Genomic DNA, 13,887 nt, shown 5'->3' with positions numbered 1-13,887 from the left:
TCACAGAATCCGGCGGAAGAGACCCGCGCCGTTATGCTGGAGAGGTGACTCCCGAAGAACTCTCCTCAGCAATCTCCTCATGCCTTAAAGACGCCGTCGCCGCCGGCGAAATCTCTGTGGAGTTGCCGGGAGAAGTTCGAGTCGAGCGGCCCAAGAGCCGCGAGCACGGCGACTGGGCCACCAACATCGCCCTGCAGCTGTCCAAGAAGGCGGGGATGAACCCGCGGGCCTTCGCCGAGATCCTCAAAGGGAGGCTCGAAGGGCTCGACGGCGTTGCCTCGGTCGACATCGCCGGGCCCGGCTTTCTGAACATCCGGCTGGAGGCGGGCGCTGCCGGCGAACTGGCACGGACAATCGTTGAGGCGGGGCCAGCGTACGGAAACTCCAATGCGTTGATCGGCACGAAGATTAACCTGGAATTCGTTTCTGCCAATCCCACGGGCCCCATTCACCTGGGCGGTGTTCGCTGGGCGGCCGTCGGCGACGCGCTCGCCCGGATGTTTCAGTCCCAAGGGGCAGAAGTTACGCGGGAATACTATTTCAACGACCATGGAGCACAGATCGATCGGTTTGCCCGGTCGCTCTACGCAAGTGCCAAGGGCAACCCCACACCTGAGGACGGTTACGGCGGTGACTACATCGTCGACATCAAGGACAGGGTGCTGCAGATCGCCCCTGACATCCTTGAACTGCCAGCCGACGCGGCGCTTGAGCGGTTCCGCGCTGTGGGTGTCGACCTGATGTTCGGTGACATCAAGAACTCCCTCCATAATTTCGGCGTTGACTTCGATGTCTACTTCCACGAGCATTCGCTGTTTGCCGACAACTTCGTCGGTGGACTGCTGGAACAATTGAAAGCATCGGGGAACCTCTTCTTCGAGGGAGGGGCCTGGTGGCTGAAGTCCACCGAGTTTGGTGATGACAAGGACCGCGTGGTCATCAAGTCGGACGGCAGTCCCGCCTACATCGCTGGTGATATCGGGTATTTCGTCAACAAACGGCAGCGCGGCTTCGACCTGAACATCATCATGCTCGGTGCGGATCATCACGGCTATGTTGCACGTCTGAAGGCGGCTGCCGCGGCCCTGGGCGATAACCCGGACACCGTCGAGGTTCTGATCGGTCAGATGGTGAACCTGATGAAGGACGGACAGCCCGTCCGCATGTCCAAACGGGCCGGGACAGTGGTCACGCTTGAGGACCTTGTTGACGTCGTCGGGGTCGACGCGGCGCGCTACACTCTTGCCCGGTTCTCCGCCGATTCCAATATTGACATCGACCTTGATCTGCTCACCAAGCGAAGCAACGAGAACCCCGTTTTCTACGTTCAGTACGCCCACGCGCGCACCCACGCTGTTCAACGCAACGCGGAATCGGCCGGTGTGGATACCAGTGCGTTCGATGCCGCTGCTTTGTCCCACGCCACCGAAGGCGAACTGCTGGCCGCCCTCGGCCAGTTCCCCGGCGTCGTCGCTCAGGCAGTGACGTTCCGCGAGCCGCATCGTGTGGCCCGCCACCTCGAAGTGATCGCGGGAACGTACCACCGCTGGTATGACGCATGCCGGATCTCACCCATCGGTGACGCTCCTGTCGAGGACGTGCATCGCACTCGCCTGTGGCTCAACAATGCAACCAAACAGGTACTCGCCAACGGGCTCGGGCTCCTTGGGGTTTCGGCACCGGAGCGGATGTAACGTGGCTTCTCCTTCACCGCTCGCTCCCGAGTGGCTCGAACTGCCCGAGGACGCCAACCGGCTCAACCCAGCCCTGTGGGCACAGGACGTCGCACGTTCAGCCTCGGGTGTCCTGACCGTTGCCGGGATTCCGGTTACCGAACTCGCTGAACAGTTCGGCACGCCGCTCTTCGTTGTGTCCGAAGACGATTTCCGTGCCCGCGCCCGAAGCTTCCGTAGCGCCTTCGACACCGCATTCAAGGACCTGTGCGGCGGAGTCGACGTCTATTACGCGGGCAAATCGTTCCTCTGCAGCGAGATTGCGCACTGGGTGTCCGAGGAGGGCATGCGCCTGGACACCGCATCCGGTGGAGAGCTTGCCGTCGCGATGCGCGCAGGTCTGAATGGACGGCAGCTTGCGCTGCACGGCAACAACAAGTCCGACGCCGAGATCAACCGGGCGCTGGATCTTGACGTCGGTCGCATCGTCGTCGACAGCCTGTATGAACTGGGGCGCGTCGGCGCGCTCGCCGAGGCCCGCGGCGCAACGGCGAATGTCATGCTTCGCCTCACGCCGGGCGTACATGCACACACGCACGAGTTCATTGCCACAGCGCATGAAGACCAGAAATTCGGACTCTCCCTCGCGCCGTCGTCGTCGGACCGGGAATCACCCGCCGCCCAGGCCGTTGCAGCCGCCCTGGATCACCCGTGCGTCCGGTTGCTCGGGGTTCACAGCCACATCGGCTCGCAGATCTTCGAGCCCGCCGGATTCGAGTTGGCTGCCCGTCGGCTGCTGGGCTTCCTCGCGGAGGTCCGGGACCGCCACGGTATCGAACTGCACGAGCTCGATCTGGGCGGCGGCTACGGCATCGCCTACACCGAGGCCGACACCCCACGGCCCCCCACTGAAATCGCACAGGCGATGGCCGACGTCGTACGCAGCGCCTGCGCCGAACACGGACTTCGGGTGCCACGCATCTCGATCGAACCGGGACGGGCCATTGTCGGGCCGACAACATTCACGCTCTACCGGGCGGGAACCACCAAGACGGTGCAGGTCGATACCGACGGCGGCACCCACCCCCGCAGGTATGTTTCGGTTGACGGCGGGATGAGCGACAACGCGCGGCCGGTGCTGTACGACGCCGATTATTCGGCGGTACTGGCGTCCAGGTCTTCGTTCCAGGAACCGGTTCTGACACGCGTGGTCGGCAAGCATTGCGAGAGCGGGGACATCGTTGTGCGCAGCGTGTACCTGCCGACGGACGCGTTGGGCGGTGACCTGATCGCCGTGCCGGGCACCGGTGCGTACTGCTGGTCGCTCGCGAGCAACTACAACTACCTCACCCGGCCGCCCGTCGTCGCGGTCAGAAACGGTTCCGCCCGCCTGATCGTGCGCGGCGAAACAGAGGAAGACCTCCTGTCCCGTGACGTACTGCGGCAGGACACTACCGACCGAGCAACTCTTGAAGCAGGAGCCTGATCGATTTGATGAACACCCCGGACAAGACCGACCTCAACAGCGCCGTCTCTCCCAGCACCCTGCGCGTAGCGCTCCTTGGCTGCGGGAACGTCGGCTCGCAGGTTGCGCGCATCCTCCTGACGGACGCCGATAACCTCGCCGCCCGTATTGGCGCGCGGCTTGAGCTGACAGGCATTGCTGTCCGGTCCATTGACGCACCGCGGGAGGCGGAGCTGCCGCGGGAACTCTTCACCACCGACGCCGAGTCCCTGGTTGAGGCAGCGGACATCGTGATCGAGCTTATGGGGGGCATCGAACCCGCCCGCACCCTGATCCTGCGCGCCATAGACCACGGAGCCACCGTAGTCAGCGGGAACAAGGCACTGCTGGCCCAGGACGGGCCAACGCTTTATGAGCGGGCCGACGCGGCACACGTGCAGCTGTCCTACGAAGCTGCCGTGGCCGGAGCCATTCCCATCCTCCGTCCCATCCGCGACAGCCTCTCGGGCGACCGCATTACCCGGGTGCTCGGGATCGTCAACGGCACCACCAACTACATCCTCGACCAAATGGACACCACTGGCGCGCAGTTCGCGGACGCTCTGGCCGACGCGCAGCGGCTCGGCTATGCGGAGGCCGATCCCACCGCTGACATCGAGGGCCACGACGCCGCGGCAAAGGCAGCCATCCTCGCTTCGCTTTCCTTCCATACCCGGTTTGCGCTGGAAAACGTGCACTGCCAGGGAATCACCTCGGTCACCGCGGAAGACATCGCATCGGCGAAGGACGCCGGGTACGTCATCAAGCTGCTGGCGATCGCTGAACTGCTGAAGGATGAAGCAGGCGACGACGGCGTCAGCGTCCGTGTGCACCCCACCCTCCTGCCGCGGGAACACCCGCTTGCAGCCGTGCGCGGTGCGTTCAACGCGGTATTCATCGAAGCGGAGAACGCCGGGGAACTCATGTTCTACGGGCAGGGTGCCGGAGGTACGCCGACGGCGTCCGCCGTGCTCGGCGACGTCGTCAGTGCGGCGCGGCGCATGGTCCTCGGCGGTCCGGGCCGGACCGAGACCACCACCGGCCATGTGCCGGCACTGAGTATCGACACGGTGAACACCAGCTACTACATCGGCCTTGATGTTGCCGACCAGCCCGGTGTCCTCGCGAGGATCGCGCACCTTTTCGCCGAGCATGGTGTCTCGATTGAAACCATGCGCCAGACCATTCACGCAGCCGAAGCCGGCGGGGCGGCCAGTGCGGAACTGAGGATCGTCACGCACCGGGCCACCGAAGCAGCTCTCGCCACAACCGTGAAACACATCCAGGATCTGGACGTCATCAACGCGGTGACCTCCGTCCTCCGAGTAGAGGGAGTCTGATGGCTCACCAATGGCGCGGCGTTATCCGCGAATACGCTGACCGTCTGCCGGTAACGGACTCAACCAGGGTCATCACGCTGGGGGAGGGCGGGACGCCGCTGGTTTCGGCCCCTGCGCTGTCGGAACTTACCGGCTGCTCGGTGTACCTGAAGGTCGAGGGAATGAACCCCACTGGTTCCTTCAAGGACCGCGGGATGACCATGGCTATCACAGCGGCTGTCGAGGCGGGGGCGAAGGCTGTGGTGTGCGCATCAACAGGCAACACCTCGGCGTCGGCTGCGGCCTATGCCACCCAGGCGGGATTGACGTGCGCGGTACTCGTGCCGGACGGAAAGATTGCCATGGGAAAGCTCAGTCAGGCGATCGCGCACGGGGCTGAGCTCCTGCAGGTTCACGGCAACTTCGACAACTGCCTTGAGGTGGCCCGGAAGCTTGCGGAAGCGTACCCGGTGTTCCTGGTGAACTCCGTCAATCCTGCGCGGATCGAGGGCCAAAAAACCGCAGCCTTCGAGGTGGTCGATTACCTCGGCGATGCCCCCGATTTCCACTTGCTTCCCGTGGGCAACGCAGGAAACATCACCGCCTACTGGAAGGGCTACAAAGAGTATTCGCAGCCCTACACATCCGCAACGGCTGGGGAGTTGCCGGCGGTAGCGACCAGGACCCCGGTGATGTGGGGGTTCCAGGCGGAAGGTGCGTCACCGTTGGTGAAGGGCTACCCCGTTACCGAGCCCGACACCATTGCGACTGCCATCCGCATTGGCAATCCGGCGTCCTGGGAGCAGGCTATTGCTGCCCGGAACGAATCCGGTGGACTCATCGAAGCGGTCACGGATGAGGAAATCCTTCACGCACACCGTTGGCTCTCCTCACGCGAGGGCGTATTCGTTGAGCCGGCGTCGGCGGCCGGCGTCGCCGGTCTGCTCAAGAAGCACGCAGCAGGCGAAGTGCCTGAGGGAAAGACCATTGTCATCACGGTCACCGGCCATGGGCTCAAGGATCCGCAGTGGGCTCTGAAGGCGGCCGACGGCACCGATGTTGAACCAACCAAGGTGGAGTTCGACGTCGTCAGTGTTGCCTCCGCGCTTGGACTGGCCGACGCCGGTCAGCCGGTCGATGCTTAGCGCAGCGCACGCTGTGCTGGCATCGGCGCCGATCGCAACCGGTCAGGAGGTCACGGTCGAGGTGCCGGCAACGAGTGCGAATCTCGGGCCGGGATTCGACAGCCTCGGTCTTGCTCTCACGCTGTACGATTCGGTCCGTGTACGGACCACGAATTCCGGCACGACGACGGTGAGCGTCACCGGGGAGGGCGCTGAGTCGTTGCCCCGCGATGAACGGCATCTGGTCGCCGCAACCATCCTGCGGACGCTGGAACGCGCCGGGTTTTCCAGCCCCGGTCTCGAGATCGAAACCACGAATGTGATCCCGCACGGGCGTGGACTCGGATCTTCGGCTGCGGCAATTGTTTCGTCAGTGCTTGCGGCCAATGCGCTGCTCCCGGATGCTTCCCGGATGCCGGCGCCCGCGATCCTGCAGCTCTGCTCCACGCTCGAAGGTCATCCGGACAACGTTGCGCCGGCGCTCCTGGGCTCACTCGCTGTTTCCTGGGAGACCGGCCGCGCCTTCCAGAGCACCACGGTGCCTGTGCACCCCGAGGTAGTACCTGTGGTCGCAATTCCATCGAGCGAACTGTCCACCGAAGCCGCGCGGGCACTCTTGCCCGCTTCGGTTCCGCACAACAGCGCATCGGCAAATGCCGGCCGGGCTGCGCTCCTGGTGCACGCGTTGGGATCGGCGCCGCAGTTTCTGCTCGACGCGACCCGCGACCTGCTTCATCAGGACTATCGAGCGCAGGCCATGATGCACAGCGCCGGTCTGATGCGCGCTCTGCGCTCGGACGGGTTCGCCTCCGTCATCTCGGGAGCCGGCCCCACCGTCATGACCCTTGCAGTGGGCGAGGAACAGGCTGGGGCGGCGATCGCGGCGATAGAGCGGATTGTCGGTGCAATAGAAGAAGGCGTCGATTGGCGTGTTCTACGGCTGAACGTTGACACAGAAGGTGCTAAAGTGAAGGTGCACCAACGGTAAAACCCCACCAAGCCAGTTCCGGGGAACCGTGTTCAGATGTGCTTCTGTTGATCTGGCCGTCATGTTCTTTGACCGTCGTGAAACTGCCTGTATGTCAGCAGTAGCTCAATCTCAGGTGTACCTCCAGGACCTGATGCGGCAGCGGATCACTCCGTGACTGCTTCGCACTGAGATTCCGAGGTTTTCAGCACGCTCGGCCTCACCGGAGAGAATCCGGTCAGCAGCCGAAACCTTAGCTTCCATCTCTTTGACATGAAAGCTAAGCAAACCAACCGCGATCCACATCAGAGATGGATCGCCCGACGAGGGGGAAGGATCCTTCGTGACTCAAACCACTGACCTGCCGACAGGCGTGGATACCCAAGCCGCCGAGACCAACGGCGCAACAGCTTCCAAAAGTTCCGGGCTCGCCGGACTGAAGCTTGCCCAGCTGCAGGCCCTTGCCGGCCAGCTCGGCATTTCCGTGGGGTCGCGCATGCGCAAGAGCGATCTCGTGGCAGCTATTTCGGACCATCAGCGCGGCTCGGCAGTTGCCGATCGGCCCAAGTCGACTCCGGCCCAGAAGCCGGCCAAGGAAGATGATGTAGCCGCGCAGAACGGCGCCTCCCGCGGGAGCGATCAGGAGTCGGCCCAGGAACCCGCCGAGAAGCCGGCACGTACGCGTAACCGCAACCGGCGCGCAGGCAGTGACGGCGTTGTCAAGACAGAACAGTCTGCTGTGGATACCGGATCAGCGGACGCAGCTGCGCAGGGCACTGCGGATTCCGGTGAGTCCGCTGCTCCTGAAGGCGCAGCAACCGGCGAGGCCGGAGCACCTGAACGTGGTCGCCGCAGCCGTGACAACCGCCGCAGCCGCCGCTCTGACTCTGATTCTCAGGGTGAGACCGCCGCTGCTGTTGGCGAAACGAACGAGGGCAAGGCTGCCCAGCAGAACGGCGATAACTCGTCCGAGGGCACCGATACCCAGGGCGAGGACCAGGGCGATCGGCGCAACGACCGTCGCGAACGTAACCGCGACCGCAATGAGCGCCGGAACAACCGGGACGACGACCGCGACAGCCGGAATGATCGTGACAATCGGAATGACCGCGACAATCGGAATGACCGCGACAGCCGGAACGACCGGAACGACCGCGATAACCGTGACGACGGCAACGAGCGCGGCCGTAACCGGCGCAACCGTGGCCGCAACAACCGGGACGACGATCGCAACAACCGCTTCCGCGACCGCAACGAGCGCCGCCGGAACCGTAACCAGAACCCGGACGTCGATGACGTCGAGGTCACCGAGGACGACGTCCTGCTGCCCGTGGCAGGCATTCTGGACGTGCTCGAAAACTATGCTTTCGTGCGCACCTCGGGCTACCTTCCGGGCCCGAATGACGTCTACGTTTCGCTGGCCCAGGTCAAGAAGTACGGCCTGCGCAAGGGTGACGCCGTCGTCGGTGCCATCCGTGCTCCGCGCGAAGGGGAGAACCAGAACAACACGCGCCAGAAGTTCAACGCCCTGGTTCGCCTCACCTCCGTGAACGGCAAGACTCCGGAGGAACTGAAGGACCGCGTAGATTTTGCGAAGCTGGTTCCGCTGTACCCGTCGGAGCGCCTGCGCCTGGAAACGGATCCCAAGAAGATCGGCCCCCGTGTCATCGACCTGGTGGCTCCCATCGGAAAGGGCCAGCGCGGCCTGATCGTGTCGCCGCCGAAGGCCGGCAAGACTCTCATCCTGCAGGCGATTGCGAATGCCATCACCGTGAACAACCCCGAAGTTCACCTCATGATGGTCCTCGTCGACGAACGTCCCGAGGAAGTCACCGACATGCAGCGCACGGTGAAGGGCGAGGTCATTGCCTCAACCTTCGACCGTCCAGCCGATGACCACACCACGGTTGCCGAGCTCTCCATCGAGCGTGCCAAGCGCCTCGTGGAGATGGGCATGGACGTCGTCGTTCTTCTCGACTCGATGACCCGGCTCGGCCGCGCCTACAACCTGGCCGCACCCGCATCCGGACGCATTCTGTCCGGTGGTGTGGATTCGGCGGCGCTGTACCCGCCCAAGCGCTTCTTCGGTGCTGCACGCAACATCGAGAACGGTGGATCCCTGACCATCCTTGCGACTGCCCTCGTGGAGACCGGTTCGAAGATGGACGAGGTCATCTTCGAAGAGTTCAAGGGCACCGGCAACATGGAACTGCGCCTGTCCCGCAACCTCGCAGACAAGCGTATCTTCCCGGCAGTAGACGTCAACGCGTCCGGCACGCGCCGCGAGGAGAACCTGCTCTCGGCTGATGAGGTCAAGATCATGTGGAAGCTCCGCCGCGTCCTGTCCGGACTCGAGCAGCAGCAGGCCCTTGAACTGCTGACCAACAAGATCCGCGACACGCAATCCAACGTCGAGTTCCTCATGCAGGTTCAGAAGACCACGTTGGGGGCAAAAAGCGACAACGATTAGCTGAGGACAGCCGCTCGAATTGTGCCGACCCCGCCATTGCGCGGTGGTCGGCACGATCCGGGCGGCTTTCCCGGTTAAGAGTTCCCACCCGCATCGAGTGGGCGCAAATAATCATCGTTTCGCCGAATCGACGTTATTTCTGCCCGCTCGATTGATGAAGAAAGCAGTGACCACGATGTTTGAGTCCATTCAGGGTCTGCTCGATGAGCATGCCGACCTTCAGCTCCGGCTGTCGGACCCCGCCGTACACGCTGACCAGGGACTCGCGAGGAAATTGGGGCGGCGCTACGCTGAGCTGAGTGGCATCGTTGAGGCGCACACGCGCTGGAACAGTCTTCAGGACGATCTCGAAGCTGCGCGGGAAATGGCTGACGACCCTGAGTTCGCTGCTGAGATACCGGTTCTCGAGGAGCAGTTGGCCACTGCTCAGGAACGGCTTCGCCGGTTACTTATCCCGCGCGATCCGAACGATGCACGCAACGTCATCATTGAGGTCAAGGGTGGCGAAGGCGGCGACGAAGCTGCCTTGTTTGCCGGAGACCTGCTGCGGATGTACACGAGGTATGCCGAATCCCGCGGTTGGAAGACTGAGATCATTTCCGCGACGGAGTCCGATCTCGGCGGTTACAAGGATGTTCAGATGGCCATCAAGGGCTCGTCGAATGATCCTGCTGAGGGTGTCTATGCCCGGCTCAAGTTCGAAGGCGGTGTGCACCGTGTGCAACGAGTACCCGTCACCGAGTCGCAGGGGCGCATCCATACCTCCGCCGCCGGGGTCCTGGTACTGCCCGAGGTGGACGAGCCCGAAGAGGTCGAGATCAGCCAGAACGACCTCAAGATCGATGTCTACCGCTCCTCGGGCCCGGGCGGGCAGTCGGTGAACACCACAGACTCCGCCGTTCGCATCACCCACCTGCCCACCGGCATTGTCGTCGCCATGCAGAACGAGAAGTCCCAGCTGCAGAACCGTGAAGCAGCGATGCGCGTGCTGCGCTCGCGCATCCTGGCTGCCAAGCAGGAAGAAATTGACGCCGCAAACTCTGACATCCGCAAGTCCCAGGTGCGCACCATGGACCGCTCAGAGCGCATCCGGACCTACAACTTCCCCGAGAACAGGGTTGCGGATCACCGCACCGGCTACAAGGCCTACAACCTCGACGCAGTCATGAATGGTGAGCTTGAGCCGGTGGTGCAGTCTGCCATTGAGATGGACGAGCAGACCCGACTGGCTGCTATCGGCGACGACGCCTGACCGGTTCGATCATGGAATCGCTGGCCCATGCGCTGGGAGAGGCTACGTCGGAACTGGCAGCGGCCGGGGTACCGAGCCCGCGGGTTGACGCCGAACTTCTTGCCGCGCACCTGCTCGGTGAGAGTGCCGGACGGGTTCGTGCCCTTGCCCTGACCGGCGCTGCGGTACCGGTGGGTTTCGCTGATCTGGTGGCCGAGCGGGCGCAGCGCGTGCCGCTCCAGCACATCACCGGCGTCGCCCACTTCCGTAGGCTCGAATTGGCCGTGGGACCGGGCGTCTTCATACCGCGTCCGGAAACCGAGATTGTTGCCCAGCTCGCAATCAACGCTGCGTCCGCTTTGGACCCGGTCCGGGTTGCGGATCTGGGCACTGGATCGGGTGCAATTGCCGGTTCGATCGCCCAAGAGGTCTCCGGCGCGGAGGTCTTCGCAGTTGAACTGAGCGAACTCGCATGCGCATGGGCCGCACGCAACCTAGGTCCCCTTGGCGTCACCCTCGTTCAGGATGATTTCGCGGTAGCGCTCTCCGGGCACAACGGCACGTTCGACGTCGTCGTCTCCAATCCGCCTTACATTCCTACCGAATCAGTTCCCCGCGACCCGGAGGTCGCTGACCATGATCCGGAACTTGCGCTGTACGGCGGCAGCGCGGACGGCCTGCGCCTGCCGCTTGCGGCGTCGACGGCTGCTGCGCGGCTGCTGCGGGCGGGCGGCTACTTCGTGATGGAACACGCTGAGGTACAGGCGGGGTCGCTGAAACGCATCCTCAGCGCAGACCCGGCGTGGAGAGACGTACGCACGCATCAGGATCTCTCCGGACGTGACCGTGCTACCTCCGCTGTGCGCGCCGATGTGCCAAGTGAAGGTTCGTAGTGAAAGGATGTCTGGCGTGAGTGCCACTTTCGATTGTTCCGATCCCACCGAACGCAGTGAGGGAATTGCCCGCGCGCAGCGGGCTCTCGCCGCCAAGCAGTGCGTCGTGATTCCCACGGATACCGTGTATGGGATTGCCGCGGATGCTTTCGCGCCCCAGGCAGTTGCCACGCTTCTTGCATCGAAGGGACGCGGGCGGAGCATGCCGCCGCCGGTGCTCATTCCACGGCAGCAGACCATGGACGGGTTGGCAGCCGACATCAGCGTGGAGGCGCGCAGGCTCGCAGAGGCGTTCTGGCCGGGCGGCCTCACCCTCATTTTCCATGCGCAGCCGTCGCTTACGTGGGACCTGGGAGATACTTACGGCACGGTCGCCCTCCGGATGCCCGATGACCGCATAGCGCTCGATCTACTCATCCTGACCGGCCCGCTCGCCGTGTCCTCGGCGAACCGGACCGGCCAGCCCGCAGCGATCACAGCGGCCGATGCGTATAAGCAGCTTGGCGATTCCGTTGAGGTTTACCTTGAGGATGGCGAGAGGTCAGCAGACGCTGGATCCTCCACCATCGTGGACGCAACGGGACCTGTGCCGGTCGTGGTGCGGCAGGGAACCATCACGCTGGAAGAGTTGCGCGAGGTGGTTCCGGAGATCACCCTGGCGGGGAGTGAAGCGGAGGACAACGACGACGACAAGCAAGAAGGTGCCGAAGGCACCTACGCCGACGCGAAGTTTCAGGACGACGCTGCACCCGCCCCGAGCGATGCCTCGGACGAACCAGGCGTGAACAACGAAGCGGCGGACCAGGAGCCTACCGCCGACGCGCTCCGGCCGCCTCGAGGACCGAACTGACCCTTCCGGAGAGGCGGATGTCGGCCTCCGCGGTCCAGCCGGCCACCTGATCCTGGCCGAACCACATGAGTTCAACCCTCCGGATCGAGCCGTGCAGCCGTTCGCGGAGCAGCCCTGAAATTGCGTAGCCCGCCCGCAGGATCAGGCGGCACAAACCGGCAGGCAGGACCAGGGGTGTACCTCCGGCCGCCTCCAGCACTGTCCGTACCGTCATCCCTTCCCAAGGTTGTAACACGATCTGCGGCATAGGACCCGGGTGTGATCCTGCAGCGCGAACAAGCTCGGCCAGGGAATCCACCGACGTGACCGGGCTGGGCGCGGTCCCGGGTGAGGCGACCGAAGCCAGGGGAGAGGCAGCCAGGCGGGCCAGCGCCGTCGTCGTTGGCCGTTCCGGGCCCTGTACTGAAGTGGCGCGGATAATGACGATGCCCAAAGCAACATGCTCAAGGAAGCAGAGGGCCTGCTCTCCGAGGGCCTTGCTGCGGGAGTAGGGGGAGAAGGGTGCGGTTTCGGTGGTCTCGTCGAGGACAGGACGATGGCCCTGGACTGCGGCACTGCTGAGGTGTACCAATCGTTGCACGCCGGCTGTAGCGCAGGCCCGGGCCACGAGGACCGGAAGCAGTGCGTTGGCACCCGTGAGTTCGGGTGATTCGATGCTGCGCGGCGTCGCGGCCCCCGCAGCATTCACCACTACAGTGCTGCCCTGGAGTTCATCGGCGAGACGCGCGACGACGTCCTCCAGACGCCCGGCTTCCCGGAGAAGCTCGGCTGGTGTGCCGGCCTCGGAGCGCACCCTTGGCGCATGCACGGCGCCGGCGGCAATCCCGGCGTCGGCGAGGGCGCGAACCACAGCCGATCCGACGAAGCCGGTTCCTCCGATCACGGACCAACTCATTCGGCATCCTTCCGGGATGGGTTCAGCGCGGGCATGGGGGCCCACTCGGGGTCGTGCAGGATACGCCGCGATTCCCGCCATCCGTTCCAGAGGGAGCCCAGTCCGGTGAGCGTGCGTTCCACAGCTGCCAATCGAAGCACTTCCTTGGCAGTCGTCAGAGCGGTGCCCAGCGCAAAACCAAACCTGTTGAAACGACCGTTCACCTTGAGGTACCGCGCGAGATGGCCACGGTTTCGCATTCCGCAGTAGCGGGCGAGGTTGCTTGAGTCATTCAGGTGGCGAACGCCGAGATCGATCTGCTTTTGGGGGCGTGCCTTCCGCAGGACGAAGCTGTCGATGTAGACCACGGGCTCGCGCTGCGCAATGAGCCAGCCGTAAGTGGTGTCATCACCGTTGATGAAGAACCGGGGATCGGGTAGCCCGACGGTCCGCACAGCGTCGGCATGGACAAGCATGCCCTCGAAGCAGCCCACATTGGTCCGGAACACCGGCGATTTCGCGAAGACGTTCCCGTGCACCGGGAAATGGACGCCGAGGAAAGCGTTGAACCGGTGTTGCCAGAAGAAGGGTTCGCCGGTGTGGTCCCATCGCCGGCCGTGCAGGCACCGGTACTCGCCCATCCATGGTGCGAAGGCGTTGAGTGCGCCGGGCAGGGCCTCGACGTCGTCGTCCATCAGCCACAGCCACTGCGCACCCTCGGTGAGGGCGCGCTCCACACCCGCTGAAAATCCGCCGGATCCGCCCGCATTGGTCACCAGCCGGTGCACGGTCAGCGGGATGGACAGCGACTGGGAGGCAGCCGCCAGCACGTCGTCCGTGGTGTCGGTACTCGCATTATCGACGACGACGATGGCCGCCGGCGCAGGGTCAAGTCGGTCCAGCGAACCGAGGAGCCGGCTCAGGTACTCGGCGCGGTTGAAGGTGGTGACAACGACGGTCACTGGCTGGCTGGCTGGCACGG

General features: G+C 64.1%; 11 protein-coding genes. 9 read left to right on the top strand and 2 right to left on the bottom strand.

What is annotated here, in order from left to right; genetic code table 11:
- Nucleotides 1–44 precede the first annotated feature (44 nt).
- The 9 genes from argS (at nt 45) to BJ994_RS09560 (ending at nt 12,031) form a co-directional block, all read left to right on the top strand.
- Nucleotides 45–1,694 (top strand): arginine--tRNA ligase, encoded by a 1,650-nt coding sequence (gene argS, locus BJ994_RS09600; protein WP_167993645.1) that lies wholly within the window; start codon nt 45–47, stop codon nt 1,692–1,694.
- A gap of 1 nt (nt 1,695) precedes the next feature.
- Entirely contained in the window at nt 1,696–3,159 is a 1,464-nt protein-coding gene (gene lysA, locus BJ994_RS09595) for a diaminopimelate decarboxylase (protein WP_342450339.1), read from the top strand.
- A gap of 8 nt (nt 3,160–3,167) precedes the next feature.
- Nucleotides 3,168–4,517, top strand: coding sequence for a homoserine dehydrogenase (locus BJ994_RS09590; protein WP_167993641.1), 1,350 nt, complete (start codon nt 3,168–3,170; stop codon nt 4,515–4,517).
- Nucleotides 4,517–5,641, top strand: coding sequence for a threonine synthase (gene thrC / locus BJ994_RS09585; RefSeq protein ID WP_167993639.1), 1,125 nt, complete (start codon nt 4,517–4,519; stop codon nt 5,639–5,641). The genes BJ994_RS09590 and thrC overlap by 1 nt, the downstream gene beginning before the upstream one ends.
- Entirely contained in the window at nt 5,634–6,608 is a 975-nt protein-coding gene (thrB, locus tag BJ994_RS09580; RefSeq protein ID WP_167995955.1) for a homoserine kinase, read from the top strand. The genes thrC and thrB overlap by 8 nt, the downstream gene beginning before the upstream one ends.
- A gap of 322 nt (nt 6,609–6,930) precedes the next feature.
- Complete coding sequence (rho, locus tag BJ994_RS09575) at nt 6,931–9,057, top strand: transcription termination factor Rho (protein WP_167993637.1); 2,127 nt, start codon at nt 6,931–6,933, stop codon at nt 9,055–9,057.
- 175 nt (nt 9,058–9,232) lie between these two features.
- Nucleotides 9,233–10,309 carry a peptide chain release factor 1 gene (prfA, locus tag BJ994_RS09570; RefSeq protein ID WP_167995954.1) on the top strand — a complete coding sequence of 359 codons (1,077 nt, stop codon included), beginning with the start codon at nt 9,233–9,235 and terminating at the stop codon, nt 10,307–10,309.
- 11 nt (nt 10,310–10,320) lie between these two features.
- Nucleotides 10,321–11,181: a peptide chain release factor N(5)-glutamine methyltransferase gene (prmC, locus tag BJ994_RS09565; protein WP_167993635.1), complete on the top strand. Its 861-nt coding sequence runs from the start codon at nt 10,321–10,323 to the stop codon at nt 11,179–11,181.
- Between the two features lie 16 nt (nt 11,182–11,197).
- A complete protein-coding gene (locus BJ994_RS09560) occupies nt 11,198–12,031 on the top strand; it encodes an L-threonylcarbamoyladenylate synthase (protein WP_167993634.1) in 834 nt (277 codons plus the stop codon).
- On the opposite strand, the gene BJ994_RS09555 is transcribed toward BJ994_RS09560, so the two are convergent.
- Nucleotides 11,991–12,926, bottom strand: a complete 936-nt coding sequence (locus BJ994_RS09555) for an NAD-dependent epimerase/dehydratase family protein (RefSeq protein ID WP_167993633.1) — start codon at nt 12,924–12,926, stop codon at nt 11,991–11,993. The two genes, BJ994_RS09560 and BJ994_RS09555, sit on opposite strands and share 41 nt — an antisense overlap.
- Nucleotides 12,923–13,885, bottom strand: coding sequence for a glycosyltransferase (locus BJ994_RS09550; RefSeq protein WP_167993632.1), 963 nt, complete (start codon nt 13,883–13,885; stop codon nt 12,923–12,925). Before BJ994_RS09550 ends, BJ994_RS09555 begins: the two co-directional genes overlap by 4 nt.
- Between the last annotated feature and the right edge of the window lie 2 nt (nt 13,886–13,887).

The organism is Arthrobacter pigmenti, assembly GCF_011927905.1.
GTDB lineage: Bacteria > Actinomycetota > Actinomycetes > Actinomycetales > Micrococcaceae > Arthrobacter_D > Arthrobacter_D pigmenti.
Note: the sequence above shows the minus strand (reverse complement) of the source record. Positions and strands in the feature narration are given on the sequence as shown.

What these genes read in the sequence shown, in the direction of transcription:
- BJ994_RS09590 (WP_167993641.1), top strand. Translation starts at nt 3,168, where the DNA reads ATGAACACCCCGGACAAGACCGACCTCAACAGCGCCGTCTCTCCCAGC.
- thrC (WP_167993639.1), top strand. Translation starts at nt 4,517, where the DNA reads ATGGCTCACCAATGGCGCGGCGTTATCCGCGAATACGCTGACCGTCTG.
- thrB (WP_167995955.1), top strand. Translation starts at nt 5,634, where the DNA reads ATGCTTAGCGCAGCGCACGCTGTGCTGGCATCGGCGCCGATCGCAACC.
- prfA (WP_167995954.1), top strand. Translation starts at nt 9,233, where the DNA reads ATGTTTGAGTCCATTCAGGGTCTGCTCGATGAGCATGCCGACCTTCAG.
- prmC (WP_167993635.1), top strand. Translation starts at nt 10,321, where the DNA reads ATGGAATCGCTGGCCCATGCGCTGGGAGAGGCTACGTCGGAACTGGCA.
- BJ994_RS09555 (WP_167993633.1), bottom strand. Translation starts at nt 12,926, where the DNA reads ATGAGTTGGTCCGTGATCGGAGGAACCGGCTTCGTCGGATCGGCTGTG.